The sequence below is a fragment of the Paraburkholderia xenovorans LB400 genome (assembly GCF_000013645.1).
GTDB classification, from domain to species: Bacteria; Pseudomonadota; Gammaproteobacteria; order Burkholderiales; family Burkholderiaceae; genus Paraburkholderia; species Paraburkholderia xenovorans.
Genome location: NC_007951.1, coordinates 2,239,723 through 2,260,875 on the forward strand (window position 1 = coordinate 2,239,723; position 21,153 = coordinate 2,260,875).

Annotated in this window: 26 protein-coding genes; 15 read left to right on the forward strand and 11 right to left on the reverse strand. The window is 57.5% G+C overall.

What is annotated here, in order from left to right; all coding sequences use genetic code 11:
- Positions 1-450: 450 nt before the first annotated feature.
- The 6 genes from BXE_RS45795 (at position 451) to BXE_RS10050 (ending at position 4,527) form a co-directional block, all read left to right on the forward strand.
- Positions 451-912 carry a hypothetical protein gene (locus BXE_RS45795; RefSeq protein WP_011488192.1) on the forward strand — a complete coding sequence of 154 codons (462 nt, stop codon included), beginning with the start codon at positions 451-453 and terminating at the stop codon, positions 910-912.
- Between the two features lie 11 nt (positions 913-923).
- Positions 924-1,586 (forward strand): hypothetical protein, encoded by a 663-nt coding sequence (locus tag BXE_RS10030; RefSeq protein ID WP_011488193.1) that lies wholly within the window; start codon positions 924-926, stop codon positions 1,584-1,586.
- A gap of 50 nt (positions 1,587-1,636) precedes the next feature.
- Entirely contained in the window at positions 1,637-2,023 is a 387-nt protein-coding gene (tnpA, locus tag BXE_RS10035) for an IS66-like element accessory protein TnpA (RefSeq protein ID WP_011488194.1), read from the forward strand.
- Positions 2,020-2,358 carry an IS66 family insertion sequence element accessory protein TnpB gene (gene tnpB, locus BXE_RS10040; protein ID WP_011488195.1) on the forward strand — a complete coding sequence of 113 codons (339 nt, stop codon included), beginning with the start codon at positions 2,020-2,022 and terminating at the stop codon, positions 2,356-2,358. Before tnpA ends, tnpB begins: the two co-directional genes overlap by 4 nt.
- Before the next feature lie 63 nt (positions 2,359-2,421).
- The gene (gene tnpC / locus BXE_RS10045; protein WP_038456248.1) at positions 2,422-4,002 is read left to right on the forward strand and encodes an IS66 family transposase; all 1,581 of its coding nucleotides are present in this window, start codon (positions 2,422-2,424) and stop codon (positions 4,000-4,002) included.
- Positions 4,003-4,053: 51 nt separating this feature from the next.
- Complete coding sequence (locus tag BXE_RS10050) at positions 4,054-4,527, forward strand: hypothetical protein (protein ID WP_011488197.1); 474 nt, start codon at positions 4,054-4,056, stop codon at positions 4,525-4,527.
- A 256-nt stretch (positions 4,528-4,783) separates the two neighbouring features.
- Here the strand turns inward: BXE_RS10050 and BXE_RS10055 are convergent, their stop codons facing one another.
- From BXE_RS10055 to BXE_RS10065, 3 genes are all read right to left on the reverse strand, one after another.
- Complete coding sequence (locus BXE_RS10055; protein ID WP_011488198.1) at positions 4,784-5,365, reverse strand: acyltransferase; 582 nt, start codon at positions 5,363-5,365, stop codon at positions 4,784-4,786.
- 607 nt (positions 5,366-5,972) lie between these two features.
- Complete coding sequence (locus BXE_RS10060) at positions 5,973-6,704, reverse strand: hypothetical protein (protein ID WP_011488200.1); 732 nt, start codon at positions 6,702-6,704, stop codon at positions 5,973-5,975.
- Between the two features lie 89 nt (positions 6,705-6,793).
- A complete protein-coding gene (locus tag BXE_RS10065; protein ID WP_011488201.1) occupies positions 6,794-7,144 on the reverse strand; it encodes a hypothetical protein in 351 nt (116 codons plus the stop codon).
- A gap of 72 nt (positions 7,145-7,216) precedes the next feature.
- On the opposite strand from BXE_RS10065, the gene BXE_RS44165 reads away from it, so the two are divergent.
- Positions 7,217-7,483 (forward strand): helix-turn-helix domain-containing protein, encoded by a 267-nt coding sequence (locus BXE_RS44165; protein WP_011488202.1) that lies wholly within the window; start codon positions 7,217-7,219, stop codon positions 7,481-7,483.
- Positions 7,484-7,512: 29 nt separating this feature from the next.
- Here BXE_RS44165 and BXE_RS43310 read toward each other — a convergent pair whose 3' ends face one another.
- The 4 genes from BXE_RS43310 to BXE_RS10080 form a co-directional block, all read right to left on the reverse strand.
- Positions 7,513-8,151: a hypothetical protein gene (locus tag BXE_RS43310; protein ID WP_011488203.1), complete on the reverse strand. Its 639-nt coding sequence runs from the start codon at positions 8,149-8,151 to the stop codon at positions 7,513-7,515.
- Between the two features lie 2 nt (positions 8,152-8,153).
- Entirely contained in the window at positions 8,154-8,462 is a 309-nt protein-coding gene (locus BXE_RS10075) for a hypothetical protein (protein ID WP_011488204.1), read from the reverse strand.
- A gap of 112 nt (positions 8,463-8,574) precedes the next feature.
- Positions 8,575-8,751: a hypothetical protein gene (locus tag BXE_RS46490; protein WP_158340888.1), complete on the reverse strand. Its 177-nt coding sequence runs from the start codon at positions 8,749-8,751 to the stop codon at positions 8,575-8,577.
- 429 nt (positions 8,752-9,180) lie between these two features.
- Positions 9,181-9,489, reverse strand: coding sequence for a hypothetical protein (locus BXE_RS10080; protein WP_011488205.1), 309 nt, complete (start codon positions 9,487-9,489; stop codon positions 9,181-9,183).
- Positions 9,490-10,086: 597 nt separating this feature from the next.
- Here BXE_RS10080 and BXE_RS10085 point away from each other — a divergent pair.
- From BXE_RS10085 to BXE_RS45800, 3 genes are all read left to right on the forward strand, one after another.
- Entirely contained in the window at positions 10,087-11,631 is a 1,545-nt protein-coding gene (locus tag BXE_RS10085) for a methyl-accepting chemotaxis protein (RefSeq protein WP_011488207.1), read from the forward strand.
- Between the two features lie 123 nt (positions 11,632-11,754).
- A complete protein-coding gene (locus BXE_RS44170) occupies positions 11,755-12,054 on the forward strand; it encodes a transposase (protein ID WP_011488208.1) in 300 nt (99 codons plus the stop codon).
- Positions 12,055-12,155: 101 nt separating this feature from the next.
- On the forward strand, positions 12,156-12,497 hold the full coding sequence (locus BXE_RS45800; protein WP_011488209.1) for a hypothetical protein: 342 nt from the start codon (positions 12,156-12,158) through the stop codon (positions 12,495-12,497).
- Positions 12,498-13,217: 720 nt separating this feature from the next.
- On the opposite strand, the gene BXE_RS10090 is transcribed toward BXE_RS45800, so the two are convergent.
- On the reverse strand, positions 13,218-13,610 hold the full coding sequence (locus BXE_RS10090) for a helix-turn-helix domain-containing protein (RefSeq protein ID WP_038457966.1): 393 nt from the start codon (positions 13,608-13,610) through the stop codon (positions 13,218-13,220).
- Between the two features lie 242 nt (positions 13,611-13,852).
- Here BXE_RS10090 and BXE_RS10095 point away from each other — a divergent pair, with 242 nt between their 5' ends.
- Positions 13,853-14,515: a hypothetical protein gene (locus BXE_RS10095; protein ID WP_011488211.1), complete on the forward strand. Its 663-nt coding sequence runs from the start codon at positions 13,853-13,855 to the stop codon at positions 14,513-14,515.
- Between the two features lie 230 nt (positions 14,516-14,745).
- On the opposite strand, the gene BXE_RS10100 is transcribed toward BXE_RS10095, so the two are convergent.
- On the reverse strand, positions 14,746-15,972 hold the full coding sequence (locus tag BXE_RS10100) for a hypothetical protein (protein WP_011488212.1): 1,227 nt from the start codon (positions 15,970-15,972) through the stop codon (positions 14,746-14,748).
- A 473-nt stretch (positions 15,973-16,445) separates the two neighbouring features.
- Here BXE_RS10100 and BXE_RS45805 point away from each other — a divergent pair, with 473 nt between their 5' ends.
- Positions 16,446-16,964, forward strand: a complete 519-nt coding sequence (locus BXE_RS45805) for a hypothetical protein (protein WP_148222938.1) — start codon at positions 16,446-16,448, stop codon at positions 16,962-16,964.
- On the opposite strand, the gene BXE_RS10105 is transcribed toward BXE_RS45805, so the two are convergent.
- Positions 16,965-17,225: a helix-turn-helix transcriptional regulator gene (locus BXE_RS10105; RefSeq protein ID WP_038456237.1), complete on the reverse strand. Its 261-nt coding sequence runs from the start codon at positions 17,223-17,225 to the stop codon at positions 16,965-16,967. It lies immediately after the preceding gene.
- A 179-nt stretch (positions 17,226-17,404) separates the two neighbouring features.
- Between BXE_RS10105 and BXE_RS10110 the strand changes: the two genes are divergently transcribed.
- The 3 genes from BXE_RS10110 to BXE_RS10120 all read left to right on the forward strand — a co-directional run bounded on the left by BXE_RS10110 (position 17,405) and on the right by BXE_RS10120 (position 20,253).
- Entirely contained in the window at positions 17,405-18,166 is a 762-nt protein-coding gene (locus tag BXE_RS10110; RefSeq protein ID WP_011488215.1) for a hypothetical protein, read from the forward strand.
- Between the two features lie 450 nt (positions 18,167-18,616).
- Positions 18,617-19,243, forward strand: a complete 627-nt coding sequence (locus tag BXE_RS10115) for a DUF47 domain-containing protein (RefSeq protein WP_007182106.1) — start codon at positions 18,617-18,619, stop codon at positions 19,241-19,243.
- Positions 19,243-20,253: an inorganic phosphate transporter gene (locus BXE_RS10120; protein WP_011488216.1), complete on the forward strand. Its 1,011-nt coding sequence runs from the start codon at positions 19,243-19,245 to the stop codon at positions 20,251-20,253. The genes BXE_RS10115 and BXE_RS10120 overlap by 1 nt, the downstream gene beginning before the upstream one ends.
- Positions 20,254-20,343: 90 nt before the next feature.
- Here the strand turns inward: BXE_RS10120 and BXE_RS10125 are convergent, their stop codons facing one another.
- Positions 20,344-21,150 carry an SDR family NAD(P)-dependent oxidoreductase gene (locus BXE_RS10125; RefSeq protein WP_011488217.1) on the reverse strand — a complete coding sequence of 269 codons (807 nt, stop codon included), beginning with the start codon at positions 21,148-21,150 and terminating at the stop codon, positions 20,344-20,346.
- Positions 21,151-21,153 lie beyond the last annotated feature (3 nt).

A 21,153-nucleotide genomic window follows, 5' to 3' on the forward strand; every position in this document is an offset into this window, starting at 1 on the left:
GCGAGGCGATGGTAAGCAACGGCTGGAATGGTCAGCTCCCCTCGCGAGCCGCCCTTGGGAACCGCGATAGATGACGGTCTTTTCGCCTGACTCGCGTTGGTGATATCCACTATCTGGCAAAAAACACTCGAACGGATGAGTGTTGTACACATGGGTGGTGTGTGCTTCTCCAAAGGCTCGGTTGCGTATCGCCCTCGCAATCGGTATGCCGCTTACTATGACGTATCCAGCGTCGAGTTTAGGACAATTGAGTCGACCATCGGTTCGTTGGCCCGTGCGACCTCCATCAAACGGGGGAAATTGAAGACCGGCTTCGACAAACCTATCGCGGAAGGAATGTGCGCTAACGCACATTCTCGACGTTTATCACAGACTCGAACCGGTGAATATTGTTGAATAATTAACTGCTACGCCAGCAGGTTATGCCACCACGAGGGGCGAGGAGGCAATATGCGGGAATTGCATCCAAATCAGGAGTTGGTACGCGTACTGCGTCGTGTCGTTGACCACATCGTTACGAGCGCACCTGAAGCAATTGCGTATAAAGCGTATCCATGGTGGGAGTATCTTAAGAACGTCGACTATCGGCTTGATGAGCGGCGCGCGCACTCCGCGTCAGACAAAGCAAAAACTCGAGCATTCGCGGAGGCGATCGACACTGTCGTCCAAGCGATAGCTCGCGAAGACTGGCTGCCGGCTTACGAAGCTTTAAAAATTGCGGTTATGGCGGGTCCGCTACCTGGGAATCCGGGACATCGTCCATCGTTGCCACCGGACGACGATGTGTTGGCTGATCCCGCACAAGAAGAGCGCATTCGAAAGCGAGTGGAGGAACGTCGACGTACTCGCGCAAGTGGGCAATCGAATCTTACAGGGACGACAGTCGACTCGATCCTCGGACGCCTGAAATAGAGGGCAAAAGCATGTTCAGCGCGTTGACGAAACTCGCCGACAAGCCGTTCATAGTCGGCTATTTTCTGCCCGTTTTGCTTGCGGCAATATGCTTCGTTTACACCGCTCCGGAATCCTATCTGCCGACGCTGAAAGATCTCTCCAAGACTAAAGATATTGGCGATTTAACCTTCTTTGTTCTCGCCGTATGGACGTTCTCAGTCTTGCTTACCGAGGGAAACTATTGGATGTATCGAGCGCTTGAGGGATACTTTGGTCCACTAAATTCAAAGAATCGACTTAAAAATCGTCAGGAACGGCATATGTACCTTATTAATAAAATATCGACGGCGCGGTTTTCTTGGCAAAAAAAACTTGACCAGCTTATTGACACAAAGAATCCGTCCGAAGCGCAGCGGATCGAGGAGCGGACCGCATACGACCAGTATTTGGCTTTGCTCTATACGTTTCGGAAAAGATATCCCAAGGATATTAGTAGGGTGCGCCCTACTAGATTCGGCAACACGATTGTCGCATTTGAGAGCTATCCGCTTCAAGTATACGGAGCAGAAAGCATTACATTTTGGCCTCGTCTTCAGGCTGCGATCCCGAAGGATTTCGCTGCCTCGCTGACCGATGCAAAGTCACAAGTGGATCTCTTCGTTAATGGTAAGCGCACGGCCATCCCGTCTTGAGTTGCGTGGAGGGTCTTGGGAGCATCGTATCCACTTGAATAGGTGGACACGTGAACACTATCGAAGAAGAAGCGCCACTTGGCCGTCGTCGACGCCGGCGCTATAGCGTCGAGTTCAAAGCCCAGGTGGTGGCGGCTTGCCAAGGCCCCGGGGTGTCGCTCGCGGCCATCGCATTGCACCACAAGCTGAACGCGAATCTGCTGCGACGTTGGGTAGAGCAGGCCGAAAGGAACGATTGCGTGCTGGTGGCGCGTGGCGACATATCAGCACCATCAGTAGCGGCACCGGCGTTCGTTCCGCTTCCTCTGGAGACGCGGACCGCGCGTGCGGCTGAGATCCGCGTGGAAGTTCGTCGCGCGGACCAGTCGATTACGGTTAGCTGGCCGACATCAGAGGCGGCGCAATGCGCCGCCTGGCTGCGGGAGTGGCTCGCGTGATCCGCATTGATGAAGTGTGGCTGGCAGTCGAGCCGCTGGATATGCGTGCGGGCTTCGACACCGCACTGGCGCGTGTGGTCAAGGTGTTCGGCGCTGCGCATCCGCACCATGCTTACCTCTTTGCCAACCGGCGGGCCAATCGCCTGAAGGTGCTGGTTCACGACGGAATCGGGATATGGCTGGCAGCGCGACGTTTGAACGAGGGACAGTTCGCCTGGCCTCACGCTGGCAGCGAGCCGAAGCAACATGCACTCACGCAGGAACAGCTCGCCGCTCTGGTGGTGGGCTTGCCGTGGCAGCGCATCGGCCCGAATGGTGTGATCCGCGTCGTATGAGGCCAACAGGGACGTAAACAGTTGCGCTTCCACGGTGCCTGGGGTTCTGGCAGACTGGTTTGCATGACCCTGCCCGCCGACCTCAACGCCCTTAGCCCGGAACAGTTACGCGCCCTTGCCGCGCAGCTGATTGCCCAGGTGCAGGACAGGGACCGGGAGATTGAGGAGAAGACGCGGGAGGTCGAAGAGAACGAACGCGAACTGCATTACCGGCAGACGCGTATCGAGCAGTTAAGCCACGAGATATCCATCCTCAAACGCCAGCAGTTTGGCCGGCGTAGCGAACAGTTCACCAGCGAGCAGATGAGCCTGCTGGACGAAGCAATCGACGCCGATCTGGCCGCCATCGAACTGGAGCTCGAGCAGCTTCAGCCACAAGCGCCCGCCGACCAGTCAACCCAGCAACCGAAGCGCACATCGCTGCCAGCGCAACTGCCGCGCACGGAGATCCACCACGAACCGGACAGCATCCTGTGTCACTGTGGCTGCGAGCGCGTGCGAATCGGTGAGGACATAAGCGAGAAGCTGGACTACACGCCCGGTGTCTTTGCAGTAGAGCGACATATCCGTGGCAAGTGGGTGTGCAAGAACTGTGAAACGCTGATTCAGGCGCCGGTGCCCGCACACGTCATCGACAAGGGTATCCCGACTACGGGACTGCTGGCCTCGGTGCTGGTCGCCAAATATGCGGATCACCTTCCGCTGTATCGTCAGGAACAGATCTTTGCGCGGGCGGGTCTGGCGATACCGCGATCGACATTGGGTGCGTGGGTTGGCACGTGCGGCGCACAGTTGCAGCCACTGGTCGACGCGCTCCATCAGGAACTCCTGCAGCAGGGCGTGCTGCACGCGGATGAGACACCGGTGCAGATGCTCAGTCCCGGTAAAGGGAAGACACACCGGGCGTACCTGTGGGCGTATACACCCACGCACTTCAACGAGCTTCGCGCTGTGGTCTACGACTTCGCCGTCAGCCGTGCAGGCGAACATGCCCGTGCGTTCCTCGCTGACTGGCAGGGCAAACTGGTGTGCGACGATTACGGCGGCTACAAGGCTGGCTTCCAGCAGGGCATCACTGAAATCGGATGCGCTGCGCACGCACGGCGCAAGTTCTTCGACCTGCATGCCAATCACAGCAGTCAGGTTGCCGGACAGGCCATGCCATTCTTCGCTGCGCTTTACGATATCGAGCGCGACGCTGCAGTGCTCGATGCAGAGGAACGGCGCAAACTGCGGCAGAGCCGGGCCAAACCATTGTGCGACGCACTTTACGAATGGATGGTGGCGCAGCGCAAGCTGGTTTCGGAAGGTTCAGCGATTGCAAAAGCGCTGGATTACAGTCTCAAGCGTTGGGAGGCGCTCACGCGTTATCTCGACGACGGACACGTGCCAATAGATAACAACTGGGTAGAAAACCAGATCCGTCCATGGGCCATCGGGAGGGCCAACTGGTTATTTGCCGGCTCGCTACGGGCGGGTCAACGCGCTGCCGCCATCATGAGCCTGATAAGGTCGGCACAACTTAACGGCCATGACCCGCACGCCTATCTGAAGGACATCCTCACGCGGCTTCCTATCCACAAGGCCAGCGACATCTCGGCATTGTTGCCGCATCGCTGGCAACCAACGGGGATCGTCGACTAACCCGACCCGTCAAGATGGGTTTGCTGCGCGCTTACCGTTAATGTCATCTACTTGGCATTAACCTTCGGTATTTGGTCGGCGGCACGGTTTCTTGTTGAAAGCTTTGGAACTGGAATCTGGCACTTTTTGCCTCTTCTTCAAATGCTTGTTGCGTTCGCGCTGGTACGTCTGGCTTACGAGTTGGCTGTCTCGTCCGCCGCTCAGTGGGGTGATGTCGTAAAGTCTGCATTTGATCTCTATCTCCCGGCGTTAGCGCATCAACTAGGCTACGAATTGCCTGATACGTTGGATCAACGCTTCAAATTCTGGGAGGCCGTCGCAAAGCAGTTTCAATTTTTTCAGCCACTCCGTCCGGAAGATTGGAAGGTCTTCTCCAAGACCACCGGTGAAGCAACTCCGTCGGATAATTCGGCGCAAACGGAGGGAAAACCGGAAGAGGAAAGTGACGATGCGGAAGGGGAGCATGCACGCAATCGAGTGCTGGCAAAAAAGGACAGCGTCGCCTTTCAAGAAATCGAGCACTAAGTTCATTTCGATTCGATATTTTCATCGTTTGCGTTCGCATTGGCAGGCTCGCCTATTCCAGCAGGCCGATGAACGCCATCGCACGGGCGATGGACCCGAATGTCTGCTGCGCACACGTTAGGTGCCTTTGAAAGGGCGCGGACACCACAGGCAGCTTCGGGTCGACTTCTGCCAAACGAAAATGGGTCTACGGATGGAATATCCATTAACCGGCGAATAGTTTGCGCTCCTGGACTTTGGGTCCGCAACGGCACCGCTAAGCCTTTTTCATAAACTCTTCTTCCAGTTTGAGAAGTCGTCTTGATCGCGCGCGAAGTCGCTTGACGGGAGTCCCAAAGTAGACACCCCACGGGCCGAGACTCTTGGTAACCAATGACAGCGCCCCGATCGACGCTCCTTCGCCAATGGAGCACCCTGGCAGGATGATACTTCCCGATCCAACAATGACGTGGCGTCCGAGGATTACTGGCGCGACCTTGACGTTCAGGAAATCCTTCGGCACGGTAGGATTCGTCAGCGCCGCGCCCGAGTAATCGTCCGATGTGCTGTAGATACGCACTCCTTGCGACAATCCAGAGAAGTCGTCCAGCTCGATACCGCCGCCGCCAGCGAGAAACGCCATGCCTCCGATATGGACGTGCGACCCGATTCTTATGTAGCCGCTCGCCGCTGATAGCACCGTTGGGCCGTCGATGCGAACGTTGTCGCCGATCGAGATGTTATCGAGGCCAATAATGATGCAGTTCTTTGCCACCCTGACGTTCGTGCCGACCTTGCGAAATCCGAACTTCGAAAGTTCGTCGTCGGCCCAGTAACCTGGATTGAAAGTGGTTTCCATAGTATCTAGCTAACTCCTGTCTGCGATCTGATTTGAAACCCGTCCGATACAATGAGGACGCTCACGTCCTGAAATCGAGCGTTGGTGGGAGCGCATGACGGCCTACTGCAACGGCCGCGACGCGCAGAGTGCTTGCCGTAGTACGCAAGAATGGAGATGTCCGCGCAGGCGGGAGCCGATGGACGAACGGCATCGGTCATGGTGGCGATTTCAAGCACTTCCAACAGGCGCGAGCCGACGATCGCGATAAGAGCGCCAGAAGCGTCTGCCAGGCGGGACGGTCCGACATCCGCAATGGCTCGCGCTGCCGCACGTCGCGCCCGATCTGCGCCGTCGATTCCGATGTATGCCTCGGGTTGTCCGGCACACAGGAGGCACTCCGAGAGAACTCGGATCGACCGGGCGCGCCTTGTTGAAATGCTCCGGATAGTCCATCAGCGACAATTTGCGCGGAGGCATTGAATGTGCTGGAAGCAGTCGTCACGAGATAGAGTCGCAGACATATTTGTTCCTTCGTATGACACGTCTTTCAATAGGACCCCGTCAGCGCTATCGAGCGTCTCGTCGACCAGTGCAGCAATCCATCGCTCCACCAACGGCTGTACGGTTAGTTGAACCTGCTCGCTTGCTGCGCTGCGGTGTCGGTGGTCTTCAGCGTAAAGGAGTTGTCGGGGAAAACGTCTGCTTCCCAACCACTGCGGTCGCGGTACGCGAGGCGGAGCTCGTTGTTCGGACCGTCCTCCGGGTTCATGTCCGGTATGCTGTAAGCGCTCATGAAGTTCTGCACGAAGACTTTGCTCGGCAGACTTCCAAATGTCTGGTTGACCAGTGCCGAACCAAACGTGAGTATCGACAGGCGTCCCCCGACAAACGTCATTGCGGCGAGGATGACGCCATCGCTATTGCAGATTCCCGCATAGATGCCGGCCCCAAGCGACTGCGAAGCGTCGTAGACCGTACACGCCGGATTATTCAGCAGGGCGCTGAACTCGTGCTTCACGTCCTCAAGCGAATCGCCCAGCTGGATGCCCTTGACGCGTGGTCCACGATGCACCTTGTCGGATGGCGCAAATGTCTTTTCGACTTTGGCTGCAGGCGCGCCGTTTTCGTCGGCTTCGTCCTTTTCGTTTTCCGTCGCGCTGGCCGCCGGTGTAGTACTCGCGGATGTCGCAGGCGGCGCGGATATCGTTGCAGGCGTCGCTGACGATGTGGACGCACTGTCGGCAGAAGTGGTTGTGGTCGGATGCTCGGAGCAGGCCGTAAGCAGCAACGACAGCGCCAGCATAACGGCAGTGCACGACATGGTAATCAGCGTATGACGGAATTCTATGGATTGCATCTCTGGTCCTGTTTGTGAAACGGAAGGTTGGTTCGTTTGTTATTGAAATGGCCGCAATACGACTGCCAGAGATACATGCGGATCAACGGTCAGTTTGTGGTCGGATCGTGCTGCGCATCGAGCGCGCGTGCGCATACCCGAAACGCCGCTTCGCCGATAAGTCCGCTCGTCCTGAGTGCCTGAAGCCGATCACGCCGAACATCAAGGGCATGCGCGTTATCACCAACGAAACGCCATACGACTTCAATCAGCTTTCGCCAGACACGACGGCGCAGGATCAGGTACGGCACAACCGCAAAAGCACTAAGGCAGATGCACGTCGCAGCCCAACCCCATGAGGACAGTCCCACCCGGTTGACTCGCAGCCGGTGCATGTCGAATGCGATGCCAGCGGCGGCAGGTACAGCGGTGAGTAGCCAGATCATCGTCACGTTTTTCACGATCTCTCCTGTGGAGATTATACATATATATGCGCATACAGCATATTCAGAATGCGCATCTAGAATTTGAATATGAGACCCCATCCCATCCATGACGACCGCTATCAGAACGCCGTTGCTCGACTTAAGCAGCTACGCGAGCAGCGTGGCTTGCACCAGCAGGCCGTAGCTGAGCGGCTTGGCCGAACGCAAACGTACGTATCCAGATACGAGAGCGGCGGACGGCGTCTCGATCTGATCGAGTTACTGGATGTCCTCGTCGCCCTGGGTGCAGATCCGCATGAGTTCATTGACCGCGTGCTGGAGCAACCCCTGAAGGCGTTGCCGCGAGGACAATAGTGGCTGTTCCACGGTGTGCAATTGCGCCGTCACGGCGGTTTCCTGTCTGGCCGTTTTGATCTAGTAAGCCGCAAGGACATCGCGGCGTCCAGCGTGACCCGGTAGCTCGCCCATGCGGTGACGTACAGGCCGCTGCGCTCACGTTTGGCACCCGGCGAAAATTCGAGGCGGGCGTTGTGTGGCCCAATTCCTGGGTGCGATTCCGAAGAGTCCGTGATGAGGATCGCCGACGGTACGAAGCAGCGCGCCACCGTGATCCCCTCCGTTCCCGTCGCAAGCACGGCATGTTGCTGTCGGGGACAGCCAAGCGGAGCAAAGCTCAGAATCACGGGTAGTCCGTTCTGCAAGGCCGTCTGGGTGAAGTCGAGTACGCGGTAGTGAGCCCCAGCTACGTGGGCAAAAGTCAGCCCGAAATCCAGTTCCTCAAGCCGCTGCCCAAGTTCTTCAAGGCCAATGCCATCCGTATAGGCGTCTTTGAGCTTCAGCCAGAACCGTTTCGCGTTCGGCTTGGACCGCGGATTCGATATAAGGCCAGGCGCATCGAGGATGCCGAGGAGGGTCAGCGCCGCTGCTGCTGCGTGGGTCGCGCAGCCCCCTGCAATCTCGCCTTGTGAACAGTAAATCTTCGAGTCTGTCGACAGCAGTTTCTGCACAATAAAATCAGGCATGCTTAATATTCACTCGGCAAAAGTAAGGTTGATGCGCTACGGTCTGATTCTGTGATTACCCAGACCTTCTCCCGTCGTGTGCCGACTTCGTAGCACGACAGGATGCGCGCACCGGTCAGAATGGCGTCCCGATTCGCCCTAACATCGGACGCACACAGGTCTCCGAAATCGCCGCACTGATGGCGATGCAGCAGGCTGGTCGCGTTTGTGCCGGTTCTATCGAGCAGGTCAATTGCGCCGGGAGTAGCCAGGAGGCGGCCGAGGGGAAATAACGGGTGTAACAGGACGCCCGGCAAGGCTTCTGAATTCATGGTCAGTTTCTCGAAAGTGCAGGCGAGCTTGTGCTTCCGGATGGACTCGGATGAACAGGCGTTAGCCCGGCGAAAACAGGGGAATCAAGGGGATGCGGCGAGGCCGCGAAATCTAGTACAGCGAGACGATGCGGAACGGCGCTTTGTCGACCGCGAGCACATGGCGGTCAGGTGCAGCCGGGAAGGACGGATTTCGCTCCGTGATCATGATTGACGGCGAGGCCAAAACAGCTGGAAATGCGTGCGGCGAGGCGCGAATTTCAGCGCTGCTTGTGACATAGGCAACCATCGATCAGGCGCTAATTTCATCAGCATAAAATCGCGATATTTAGTCAAAAATCAACTAAAAATCTTGAAATTTTCGTTATCCTAGCACGAAAATCCTGCTCCGCAAGCTCCCCGCAGCCCATAAAAGGGAAAGGATCAAACACCGAATTCTTACAAAAATAACAATTTTTCTTGCTGGTGCGGCGTCCGGACGGTGCATCGTCCCCTCCTACGGCGCAGCAAACACGGTAGATCGGGCCGGAATGGCCCGCAGGAGCTCTTCAGAGGGCATGGGTAGGGGCACGTAGCTCGAATGGCCCTGGCCGCCCGAACGTGTGGGTTTATGGGTGCAAATGAAGGATTTTTGTAATATATGTCGCGCGTCCACTCGATAATCTGACCAAATCCCCGCTGGCACAGTCCGAAAATGGCGGCACGGAGCGACGCGTCATCACACTTTTGTGGTGTAGGGGAACGGTGAACCGGCAGCTTGCCATTTCACAACGGCCTGTGCGACGCGCCCGCTTGTTATCAACGATTCAAAGCTCTCGACGTCGTCGTTGATCAGGTAATGATGCCAGTCGTGGTCCGCGCCTTCGACTGATAAAGGAAGGACGCATTCCGTCATGCGGTGCATGACGGTCGCAGCAATGCTTTTGAAATTCGGACGTGTCGTTTCGATTACGACAACGCCGTCGTTCGTGAGATCGGTGCAGACCAGGTCGAGGTCGACGGGGTCCGTGTGGAAGTTGACGATCATGGTAGTCGGTTAACAGCCCGGCAGTGCACATATGTGCGAAGCGCCGAGATCGGCCCACTCTGTCCTTCGGCCAGTTTCTGCGAACGTCTCCGTTGCGATTCAGCGTGGCCCTTCCGGCTCGGACATACAGGCTGGATGTAGCTGTAATCGGTCAATGAGCGGTTCCGCTCATGCTCATGAGAAATGATTCCGTTCAGGACGTAAAGGTTGTCGGGTTGATCTGCACGCTTAGCTGCTCGACGACGCTCGAAGAGCGTACATCCAGACCGAAGTAATGCCGAACGCCGAGAGTTCGCGAGCGTCGGGGTGAACGCACGCTGCATGTAATCACCCTTTCACTCGCTATTTGTAAGCGTTTCAATAAATAAAAGATGAGGTAAAGCACAGCCTCTCTGAAAAACATCTCCAGATTGCAGCCGATCTGGCACCGCTTTAAAAATGACTGTCCGCCGCGCATTTTCACCTTGATGGCTCTAGAGTTCTCGCTGACATTTGCCGTTATCACAAGAAGACTGCGGTGTTGTCAAATCGATTTGACGTGTTCGCTGTTCATAAAACCAGAATCGGACATCCGATCCGCCTTCCGAGGGCCGTAATATGCGTAATAACCAACCCATTACCCAGCAGGAATTCGAGTTTCCTGACAATGCAACGCTGATGTCGACAACCGACACAGAGAGTTACGTCACCTACGCCAACGCCGCATTCATGCAGGTGAGCGGTTTTTCCCTTGAAGAAATCCAGGGACAGCCCCACAACGTCGTGCGGCATCCGGACATGCCGAAAGAGGCGTTTGCCGACATGTGGTCGACGCTTAAAGGGGGCGAGCCGTGGTCCGCTCTGGTCAAGAACCGGCGCAAGAACGGCGATCACTACTGGGTCCGTGCCAACGCGACGCCGGTAGTGCGTAACGGACAACCGGCGGGATACATGTCAGTGCGAACCCAGGCCTCACGCGAGGAGATCGTGGCGGCGGAGGCACTTTACCGGGATTTCCGCGAAGGCAAAGCGGGCAACCGCCGTTTCCACAAGGGGCTGATTGTCCGGACAGGGCTCATGGGCTGGACCTCAGTGCTTCAGACGATGCCTGTACGCTGGAGAATCCGCTCGGCTTTGCTCACGCTTGCACCTGCGGTCGTTCTGGCTGCGTGGCTGCTGGGACTGAGAGGTGTCGCAGCCGCGGGCTTCGCGGGCGTATGCGCAGTGGTTTCGATGCTTGCATCGTTGTGGCTCGAAGCACAGATTTCGCGCCCCCTCGAGCAGGTTCTCGAACAGGCCCTGCGTGTAGCGTCGGGTGAAAGCCAGAAGGCCGTCCACATGAATCGTGTAGACGAAATCGGTATGACCTTGCGTACGATCAGTCAGCTTGGGTTGATGTTTCGCTGGCTGATCGACGATGTCAGCGGACAGGTGATCAATGTACAGACGGCAAGCAACGAGATCGCACAGGGCAACCACGACCTGAGCGTTCGCACTGAGCAGGCCGCATCGAACGTGCAGCAGACAGCGGCATCAATGACGCAGATGACCGCCACCGTCAAGAGCAACGCGAAGACGGCCGTCCATGCCAATCAACTCTCGGGTACAGCGCGCGACGCGGCCGCTGAGGGCGGGAGGGCCGTATCGGAAGTCGTCAGCACGATGAACGAGATCACGGAGAGTTCGAGAAAGATTGCCGACATCATCGGCGTGATCGACGGAATCGCCTTCCAGACAAATATTCTCGCGCTCAACGCGGCCGTTGAGGCTGCGCGCGCAGGCGATCAGGGGCGCGGCTTTGCCGTTGTTGCTGGTGAGGTGCGAGCGTTAGCGCAGCGTAGTGCCAACGCGGCCAAGGAGATCAAAAATCTGATCGGCGTGAGCGTGGAGAAAGTCGAGTCCGGCTCCAGACTGGTCGATGACGCCGGCAAGACGATGGACGACATCGTAGCGCAAGTGAAGCGGGTATCGGACCTGATCGCGGAGATCAGTTCGGCAACTGAGGAACAGAGTAGCGGCGTGACCCAGGTCGATCAGGCGGTCAGCGAGCTCGACCATATCACGCAACAGAACGCGGCCCTCGTCGAGCAAAGCACTGCGGCTTCCGAAAGCCTCAAGCAGCAGGCGACCCGGCTGGTGAACGCAGTGAGCGTTTTCCGGTGATGCGCCGTGCATGGGAACTAGTCACATGATCGCCCTTAAGCCCTTCTGGAAGATTTCTTGCCAGTGGTTGGGGAAGGTGGGTAGCCAACCAGATTTATCTGACGGCGTTGCGGGAGGATATTAATGAGCGAATTCCATCTTTCAGACGCGCAGTGGCATTGCGTGGAACATCTTTTCAACCATACCGATGTCAGGCGTGGACGCCCGCGTCGCGCCGATCGAGACATACTGAACGCTATCTTATGGGTGCAGACCAACGGTGAGAAATGGCATCACCTTCCTTCTCTTTACCCGCCGTCACAGACCTGCTATGCAAGGTATATTGCATGGCAACGTGCCGGTATGTTTCAACAAGCGCTGAACACGCTTGAGCGAGCAGGCATGTCTGCAGTGAGAGAAAGAGAGCGCGCTGCCAGAGATTAATGTTATGGCTCTCGCGATTGGTGCATTTGCCTCTCACGCCACTCGCTCGCACGGCGACGACATCGTTGCTTGCTCCCGGCGCTGTTCGGTAGGCATTCCGAGTGGGTCAGAAAATTTTCAATTCGAACAATGTGATAGAGAAATCGACGATTGCACGATCGCAGCCAGAAAACGGGCGCTCCTGGACGGCGGGCGATGGCTTTTGCCAGTTGCACGATGCAACCCTGCTGTATCTCATGAGGTGGCAACGCATTGCGATCACATTTTTTCGTCATGGGCGCTCAAATATCGAATTGTCGTTGACCAACTTTGGTCTTTGCGACCCGAGCGCCGGAGGTAACGCCGATGGTCCCATGTCTGTTCGGGACCGGACGGTTGAGAGATACGCGCCGGACTGGTACGAATTGGCCGTCATCTGTCCGATGCAGTCGGCGCATACGTGAGGCGGTTGATGGTCTTAACGGGCTTCAAGGCCTGATAGCGGGGGGACGACTTCGAAGTGCCAGACAGTTGGCTGGGTCTGCATCGGACGCACCGCTGTCGATACGGACGCTACCTGATCAAGCCAGAAAATCAGACATAGTTAGGGTAACGGTGTTGCGGCTGACGGTGATGGCGGTGCTGCGGCGGCACCGACCGGCAGCGACGAACCGAATAGCCGCGATGCCAGACGCGTTTGCAGACAACACGCGGATGCGCTTCCGCAATTGTCGGGAAAAATGCTGTCGCCGACGTAACCAGCAAGATCAATGAGATGAGTTTCCGCACTGTGCCCCCGTTCAATTCGCGCCATTTTACCGGGTACCCCCACATCGATAGCTTGCCATCTTTCGCACGTCTCCCTCCCGCCTCTCCTCTCGCGGGAAACTGGACCGGAACGTCGGGAGCAACCCCTTCCGCCGTTCGGAGGGGCTGGGTGAGGGTATGGTGTGGGGCAATCGCCCAAATCGATCGCAGAACTCCAACGAATCGGAAGTTAATCGTAATGTTTCGGAAATTCATCACTGCGTCGCCGTTTTGGCGCGGCTAGGGAAATGACAGCTCGGGTCGGTTGCAATGTGCCGCCGCGTTGTCGAAGGTTCCTCCAAAGCTTCAGAGGTGAACGGCGCAGCGCCCTGTGCATCTACCGTTGAAGCAGAGGAGAGAGCGGCATGCCTCCGTGTTCACGTACCCTTTCTATTCAGTTTTGCGTTGGCCCGCTGAGTTCGTCGGCCTTGCGGTGTTTCCAGGAGTGCAAGGGCGTCGTCAATGAGTCGCTCAAAAATTTCCTGTTGCGAAGGTGTCAAGTGCGAAAGTTTTTCGTGAACTCTCGCCGCGCGATCATGTGAGTTGACGCCGCCAACATAAAACAAGTCGGCAAGCCCACACTCCAACTCTTCCGCGATGCTAGCAAGGCGCTCAAGACTCGGTATCAACGTTCCGCGCTCGATTCTAGAGAGCGAGGATTGCTCTATTTGGATCAATTCAGACAACCTTTCTTGTGTCATGCCGAGCGCCTTTCGGCGAGCCGCAATGGCCGCACCGATCGACCGCGCTAGCTGTTCTATGTTGCTCAAGCCTGACACTCCCCTCGTTTGACGGGGAAGTGTCAGTTTCAAGCGCACCTTGTGGAAGGGCGTCATAGGACATAATATTCTCCATATGAAATAATATGTAACGCGCTGCGGGCGATTACTCCGTGCGCAGCATGCGCGTCGCCAATGTATCCGTCGGACAGTCGAAGGCTTCGCTGGCGTGGGCGGCAGGAGCAGCGCGTTCACGCGAACCATCTATCAACCACAAACGGGGTAACGCAACCATGAAGCTCGCGCACTCTTCTGTCATCGTTGTCGCGTTCGCCGCGACTGCTGCCCACGCACAATTGAATCTGCTGGGCGTCATTCAATCGGCGCAGTCTGCGATTGCGCAGGGAACGTCATCAGGCAAGCCTGACATACCGTCCGGCACGGCCTTGCTACAGCAAGCGAAAGGGCTGGCCGCGCAGCAAGTTTGGGCGCAGAAATCCTCCGAGGCCCAGCAGGAAAACGCGCAAGACATGGCCACGAGACAGGCGCAGCAGAACGCGTTCATGCAGCAGCAGCAAGCAAAAGACGACGCTGGACAGGCGGCTGGAGATAAGCGGGTCCGTGACGCGGAGGAATATCACGAGAAAGCTCAGCAGGAAAGCGCGCAGCGGGCCGCGCAAGCTGCAACGCAAGCGCGAGCAGCTTGCCCGGAGCTGGCGAACAAAAAACTAGGATTGGGCGCCGCGATGGTTACCTGCAAGAACAAAGGAATGTCGGAACAGCAAATGATGGCGACATTTGGCGATGCGCCGATTGCTGCGCAAGCATACGCGTCGGCTGTGGTGCAGGACATTTACGAGGACAATGTGACCAGCCCTCGCAGGGGAAACGACGTCTCCGACTATTACGACAAGTGCTATCGGCGGGGCACGCCCTGCCCCCGCCCACAGTGGTGACGATCACCCAAGACTAGGCCCGGTTCCGCTGGGACTGCGTGATTAAAGCAGGTGGGTTACCGGCATTTATCGCGCCCACAGGTTGTCGAGTTCGACGCTGTCTCTTTGGTGTCGGGCTCGACAAGCGCGATTTAAGTCGCCGCCGATGTGATCTGCTTATTGCACGGCGCGTCCCCGGTCTGACCTCCACTCCGATGGATCGGCTGCAGCACGCTTGACAGCGACACGCGTCACAGGCGCACGCGCTTGTCTGCCGATTGATCTGTGGGTCGCATCCCCACTTTCAACGCGCGCGGTAGCACCGTCGTGATTGCCTGCTGGCGCGCTGGAACCGATGGCGGCTGCTTCACCGGCAGCGATCGCGTTGGCACTTGTTGTTGGCTCGCACCGGGTAAGCGCGGTCGACCGGGCGCGCAGAACATCGGTGCGAGCCGCTCGATAGCCGCCTTGATGTAGTCACGCAGGATTTCTGCGTTGAACCACTCTATCTGATCCAGTCTCGAGATCGCCCTTTGCATACTGCGGCGATCGTTATTATCCAAGGCTTGCAATGCGACTTCGATGCCGACATGACAGGCGAGCCCCATGAATGTGCGACCGAGTGAAGTATTGAACGGAGCGCGATCCGGCTGCAGATGGAACAGTCGCACACCGTCGAAGCTCGACGCAAGTCCGGCCACCTCGGAAAGCAGATAGCCTCCTTTGCGCTGGCAGCGAACTTCCATGCGCCAGTGTTCCGGAATGGTTTTTTCCTTCTCCTTCGCCTGCAGCTTCCTGACGACAAGCTGCCAGTCCTTCGGGGACGCAAGCGCAGCTAGCGTCACCCACGCTGTTGACTTCAACTCGCGCCGCAGCGTTTCGGCGGCCTTGTCGTAGACGGTCAACCGGCAATCCGAGCCGAGGACGCCAACATAGAGCGTCGCGAGCGTGCCCTTGCCGTCGAAATCGCGCATGACGTTCGCGCCACCGCGTTTTTCCTTCATCGACACAAGCGTGCCCTCCAGCACGTTAATGTCGAAATCGATGTTGACGTCCATCCTCAAAACCAAAGCCTGCGACATGATCCGGGCAGTATTGACGCCGAACAGGAGTCGGAAGAAGCTCGCCAGTTCGCGAACGGCTTCAGCACCCGCGCGCAGATACGGGTTGGGGTTGAACTCGACGGTCAGCCAGTACGGATACACGGTTCGATTCGGCGACCACTCGATTCGAAGATGATCATTACCTACGCGCACGGAGAGGCAGTTCCTGAACGCACGGCCCTTCACGGATTTCCTCTTCGCTCCTCCCTTTTCAAGATCGGCCAGCTGTTGCTCGATAAAGTCGACGAGCGCATCGTCCGTATGCTTGACCAGCAAGGCAAGCTTGAACTTGTCGACACCAATGGCTAACACGTGTTCGAGCGGAAACGCGCTGCCGGTCTTTCGCCGCGGCGCAGGTGCTTCATGCAGCTTCATAATTGATCCTCGTACTATGGTGCCCATAGGGGCGAGTTCATTCGGCGCTCTCCCGTGCGGGAGAACGAGAGCTAAGACAGATACGCAGCCCTTTACAAGAATTAAGGCCGAGCGTCACCACAGCGCGTTGATCGTGCGGCCAACGTCTGTGCTTCGTGTTGAGATCAAAATCGTTAGTCGGCTATGTGCCAAGCGCTCCTATGCATCTGCCGATGCGAATGGGTTGACGGATCAGGTGACCATCGAATGCCTGTCATAAGCAGATGTTCGATGGGCTCGGGATGCCGACTACGTTTAGATGCGGTGCTGTTCGTGGTATTGAGTTGTGCGTCAATGGTTATAGGGAGACACTTATTACAGCCGCGCCACGCAGTGATACGAACTGCGAAAAACCCCTATAAAACAGGGCATGTTGCGATATCAAGGCAGTGCGAACGTCCGCACGTACCGGAAAAGTGGTTGAGTTTCCTGACTTGGACACACATACGTTGCGACCGGGTCAGGTTGTGCTGGTAACGCTATTTTTAAGGGATTTTTTCGATTTATGCGCTTCGCCGTCGACGCTTCGGTGGTCGACTTTCCTGACCTGGCCAACGACACCATACGGTTGGGAAAGTCGACGCACCACACGTCAGGTACGTCAGGCGGGCGACATAAAAATCATCATGGTCGGTTTCGTCCTCTTCAAAATTAGCATGCGGCGTTGCTGTACTTCACTGCGTGAATCTGCGTCGCTCGCTAACGGAACCTGCACGTCATTCCGTCGCGCGCTACAATCATTTTCAGGTCCACGGGAGGCCGCATGCTTCAAAGCGGGTTACTGGTCAGTGGTCGATGCCTTCATCACGAACGGCGCAGGCGCTTTCGCTCTAGTGACAACGCAGGGTGCGTGCGTGTTGTCGGCCGGATTCGAAACCGTTGCTTTCGGCGTGCTGCTGAAGGTGTTCGCGCCGAGCTTCTGGTCAGTAGATGACTGGGCTGAAATGCTATGATTATTTGTTGTTAGCCTCAGCCTTCAGTTTGGCGATGCATTCCTCGATTTCGGACAGGACCCAGCCACGGGCACGTTTCGACAGCGCGATCGGACGCGGCAGCTTCTGCATTTTGATCAATTCGTAAATGGTGGTGCGACCGACCGGATACATCTGCAGGAGATCGGGCATGCGGATGACGCGGGAATGCGACATCGTGGGCGTGTCCATCGGCGCAGCGACAGGCTGCGGAACCGATTTGGCATTGGGGCTTTTCTTCACGTGGCAGGCTCCGGGTTGTTTAACGGAATACGGCGGGACACTGACGAACATTTAGCGTCTGCGTGCAGTTTCGTTGCCTGCCCGCCCTCGTAGAGGAATTTTCCCGAGAAAATGCAATTTTCCGATTGCGGGTAGTTACCTGACTCACCGCAAGCACACTTCACGGCGAAGAAAACAGCATGCCCATGAAAGATCGTGCGCCTACATGGCTCACCCCTTCGCTTGAGCGAGATTTCGATCTGTTATCGGCAGACATGAAGCAGAGCATCCTTGAAGAGCGCGAACGGTGGCGCGTGGATGCTGAATCTACGCGGCACGCAAACGAAGCGTCATTGAATAGATTGGTAAAATCAATTGACGTGATCGCGTGGGCGACGATACCGGATCAACCGTTCTATACGCTTCACAAAGCGATCGAAATCACGGCTCGAGCGATAACAGTTGCCCTTCACGGCATATCCGCGAGTGAGGTCGAAACGTCGGAATATTGGACCGACACACTTGCAAAGCATCAAGAGCGTCTTCACGCACTGGTCGAACTTGGTCGATTGGATGTATTCGATATACACACGGCCGGTGCCTGCGCATTTGAGTCTGGTCTGCCCGACTGGGCGCAGTGCGCTAACCTTGGTCTCACCCGGTCAGGGATGGCGACCTTTGCGCGAAGTCAGGGCGTGGAGATCGGCGATGACCAGAAACCCGGGAAGACGAACAAAAAGAAGCAAGACACGTTGCTTAGGGTCGTTGCAGCGTTAATCTACTTGCGCAATCAGCCGCGAAGCGGACTCGCCATTTCGACAGAAATAGCGAACTGGACCGAGGGGCAGGGAATCAACGTCTCCTCGAAGACGGTAAACAACTACATCACGGACATCGAGAAAGAGCTTGGCCTCTCGCGAAAGGAGCTCTGCCTGTCCGAACGGGGAGATGTGTCAGACTGAGCGCGGCGCGAGCCAGCATGTAGCTTGCGGGGATAAGCGTTTCTTTGCACGCCTGCATTAGACGTTTCCCACTTGAGCAATATCTTCGCCTTCGTTGGTTGTCAAAATTGAATGTCGCTCGCCCAGCAGTTGCCATGCGTCTCTCATTTCGTTCGCATAGTCATGTTGCAGGTAGACCCGGTCGAGCTCGTCGTTGCGAGCGTCATTATGCATCGGTGAACGATGCTTTCGGCCACGCCAAGACTCTGCATCAAGGTTCCACGCGCGCTTCGCAAGTCATGGCACTCCCACTGTCGCTTTCCTATAGAATTCCGCCTATCACGAATTTGTCACAATCCGATACGGCGTGTGTTGAATTCCGTACCAACTCCGTACGGCGTATAAAATCGGCATGGAGTCTGTTGGTAACTATCTGATTTATTTGAATTTAATAGCAATAGGCTATCCTATATGTTCGGTCGATTCATGCCCACCGAGGGCAAGTTCTTTGAAATTTTCAATGCGCACGCAACGTGCATCGTCTCGGCAAGCCGTGAACTCGAGCTGCTGATCGACAATCTGCAGGACGCCGAGACCCATAAGCAAAACGTGCAGAAAGCCGAGAAGGCCGCTGACAAGCTCACGCACGAAACCATCGACCTGCTGCACAAGACGTTCATCACGCCGCTCGACCGCGACGAAATTCACAAGCTGATCACCACGATGGACGACATCCTCGACCTGATGGAGGACGTTGCCACCGCCATTTCGCTGTACGACGTGCAGGCCGTGACTTCCGAGGCGAGCCAGTTGGCGCACATCTGCACGGCCACTTCCGAGCGCGTGCAATTTGCCGTCAGTCTGCTGTCCGACATGAAGCAGGCAAGCCAGATTCTGAAGGCTTGCGAGGAAATCGACCGGCTGGAATCGGAAGCCGACCGCGTGCTGCGCTCGGCCATGTCGAAACTGTTCCGCGAAGAAGACAACGTCAAGACCCTGATCAAGCTGAAGGCGATCTACGAGTTGCTCGAAACGATCACGGACAAATGTGAAGATGTAGCGAACATCATCGAAGGCATCGTGCTGGAAAACGCATAATGCAATCGATACAACTCGCAATCTGGGTCGTCACTGGCCTGGTCGCCGTCGCGCTGATTTTCGACTTCATGAACGGCTTCCACGACGCGGCGAATTCGATCGCCACGGTCGTCTCGACCGGCGTGCTGAAACCGCAGCAGGCGGTTGCCTTTGCCGCGGCGTTCAACGTCATCGCGTATTTCGTGTTCCATCTGAAAGTGGCGGCGACCGTCGGCAAAGGCACGATCGATCCGAACATCGTCGACCATTACGTGATTTTCGGCGCGCTGGTCGGCGCGATCGGCTGGAACATCATCACCTGGCATTACGGCATTCCGTCGAGCTCGTCGCATGCGCTGATCGGCGGCCTGGTGGGCGCGGCGCTCGCCAAGTCGGGCTGGGGTTCGCTCAATGTCGACGGCCTGATGAAGACGGTGGCCTTCATCTTCATTTCGCCGCTGCTCGGCTTCGTGCTCGGCTCGTTCTTCATGCTGGCGGTGTCGTGGATCTATTTCCGCACGCCGCCGAGCAAGGTGGACCGGCGTTTCCGGCGTCTGCAACTGGTGTCCGCGGGCTTGTATAGCCTCGGCCACGGCGGTAACGACGCGCAGAAAACCATCGGCATCATCTGGATGCTGCTGATCGCGACCGGCTATGCGTCGTCGATCGCGGATGCGCCGCCGCTGTGGGTGATCGGCGGCTGCTATCTCTCCATGGGCATCGGTACGCTGTTCGGCGGCTGGCGGATCGTCCGCACGATGGGTCAGAAGATCACCAAGCTCAAGCCGGTCGGCGGTTTTTGCGCGGAGTCGGGCGGCGCGATCACGCTATTTACCGCCTCGTGGCTCGGCATTCCGGTGTCCACCACACATACGATTACCGGCGCGATCGTCGGTGTCGGCGCGACGCAAAAGCTGAGTGCGGTGCGCTGGGGCGTGGCCGGCAACATCGTCTGGGCGTGGATTCTGACGATTCCGGCTTCTGCGGCGCTCGCCGGGGTTGCGTGGTGGCTCGGCCACCGTTTCCTGTAGCCGCGGAAAACGCGGAAAACGCACGACGCGAGCGGCAGCGCCGCCTGCCGCCCGCTCCATTGCAGGGTTCTAGCGGGTTTCGAAGCGCGCCTAGATCAGCGGCGCGCTGCCTCCATCCATCGGGACGATCGCGCCCGTCACATAGCTTGCACGGCGGCTCGCCAGAAACAGCGCGACATCGGCGATTTCCTCCGGTTTGGCGAAGCGCCCAAGCGGCACTCTGGCCTGGCCGCGCGCGAGCGCTTCCGCACTGCCGATGCCTTGCTGCGTCGCCTCCAGTTTGACGGCTTCCTCGACACGCTCGGTAAGCGTCGCGCCGGGATTGATCGCGTTGATGCGGATGCCGTAGCGCGCGTAATAGTGCGCAAGGCCGACAGTGGCGAGCATCAGCGCGGCATTCGCGGCGCCGCCGGCAATGTGGATATCGCTCGCTATCTTGCCGCCCATGCCGATGATATTGACGATCGTGCCGGGCTCGCCCCCGCTCCCGGATTTTGCCCGCTCGGCCATGCGGCGCAGCACTTCCTGCTGCGGGTAGATGTAGGGGAAGTATTTCGCTTCCATCGTGGCGCGGAACGCCTCGGCATCGAGCGTTTCCGGGTCGTAGCGGCGCGCGGCGCCGGCGCTGTTGATCAGCACATCGATCGGGCCGACCGCGGTGCTGACTTCCTCGACGATATCGGCGGCGCTGTGCGGTTCGTGCAGATCGGCGCGGGTCCGGTGCACGTGCAGGCCTTCGTGTTTCAACTGTTCGTAGGCGCGCGCGAGGTTGGCGGGATCGCGCGAGACGATCGCGACTTTCGCGCCCTCGAGCGCAAACGCACGGGCACAGGCCAGCCCGATTCCCTTGCTGCCGCCCGTGATCAACACCACCTTGTCCTTGAGTCCGAGATCCATCGT

Excerpts from the sequence above, each read along its gene's own strand:
- BXE_RS10055 (WP_011488198.1), bottom strand. The coding sequence starts at position 5,365 with ATGGAAACCACTTTCAATCCAGGTTACTGGGCCGACGACGAACTTTCG.
- BXE_RS10030 (WP_011488193.1), top strand. The coding sequence starts at position 924 with ATGTTCAGCGCGTTGACGAAACTCGCCGACAAGCCGTTCATAGTCGGC.
- BXE_RS44165 (WP_011488202.1), top strand. The coding sequence starts at position 7,217 with ATGAGACCCCATCCCATCCATGACGACCGCTATCAGAACGCCGTTGCT.
- BXE_RS10120 (WP_011488216.1), top strand. The coding sequence starts at position 19,243 with ATGCAATCGATACAACTCGCAATCTGGGTCGTCACTGGCCTGGTCGCC.
- BXE_RS10095 (WP_011488211.1), top strand. The coding sequence starts at position 13,853 with ATGAAGCTCGCGCACTCTTCTGTCATCGTTGTCGCGTTCGCCGCGACT.
- BXE_RS45795 (WP_011488192.1), top strand. The coding sequence starts at position 451 with ATGCGGGAATTGCATCCAAATCAGGAGTTGGTACGCGTACTGCGTCGT.
- BXE_RS10085 (WP_011488207.1), top strand. The coding sequence starts at position 10,087 with ATGCGTAATAACCAACCCATTACCCAGCAGGAATTCGAGTTTCCTGAC.
- BXE_RS10080 (WP_011488205.1), bottom strand. The coding sequence starts at position 9,489 with ATGATCGTCAACTTCCACACGGACCCCGTCGACCTCGACCTGGTCTGC.
- BXE_RS10115 (WP_007182106.1), top strand. The coding sequence starts at position 18,617 with ATGTTCGGTCGATTCATGCCCACCGAGGGCAAGTTCTTTGAAATTTTC.
- BXE_RS10075 (WP_011488204.1), bottom strand. The coding sequence starts at position 8,462 with ATGAATTCAGAAGCCTTGCCGGGCGTCCTGTTACACCCGTTATTTCCC.
- BXE_RS10125 (WP_011488217.1), bottom strand. The coding sequence starts at position 21,150 with ATGGATCTCGGACTCAAGGACAAGGTGGTGTTGATCACGGGCGGCAGC.
- BXE_RS43310 (WP_011488203.1), bottom strand. The coding sequence starts at position 8,151 with ATGCCTGATTTTATTGTGCAGAAACTGCTGTCGACAGACTCGAAGATT.
- tnpC (WP_038456248.1), top strand. The coding sequence starts at position 2,422 with ATGACCCTGCCCGCCGACCTCAACGCCCTTAGCCCGGAACAGTTACGC.
- BXE_RS46490 (WP_158340888.1), bottom strand. The coding sequence starts at position 8,751 with ATGGTTGCCTATGTCACAAGCAGCGCTGAAATTCGCGCCTCGCCGCAC.
- BXE_RS10100 (WP_011488212.1), bottom strand. The coding sequence starts at position 15,972 with ATGAAGCTGCATGAAGCACCTGCGCCGCGGCGAAAGACCGGCAGCGCG.
- BXE_RS10060 (WP_011488200.1), bottom strand. The coding sequence starts at position 6,704 with ATGCAATCCATAGAATTCCGTCATACGCTGATTACCATGTCGTGCACT.
- BXE_RS10110 (WP_011488215.1), top strand. The coding sequence starts at position 17,405 with ATGCCCATGAAAGATCGTGCGCCTACATGGCTCACCCCTTCGCTTGAG.
- BXE_RS44170 (WP_011488208.1), top strand. The coding sequence starts at position 11,755 with ATGAGCGAATTCCATCTTTCAGACGCGCAGTGGCATTGCGTGGAACAT.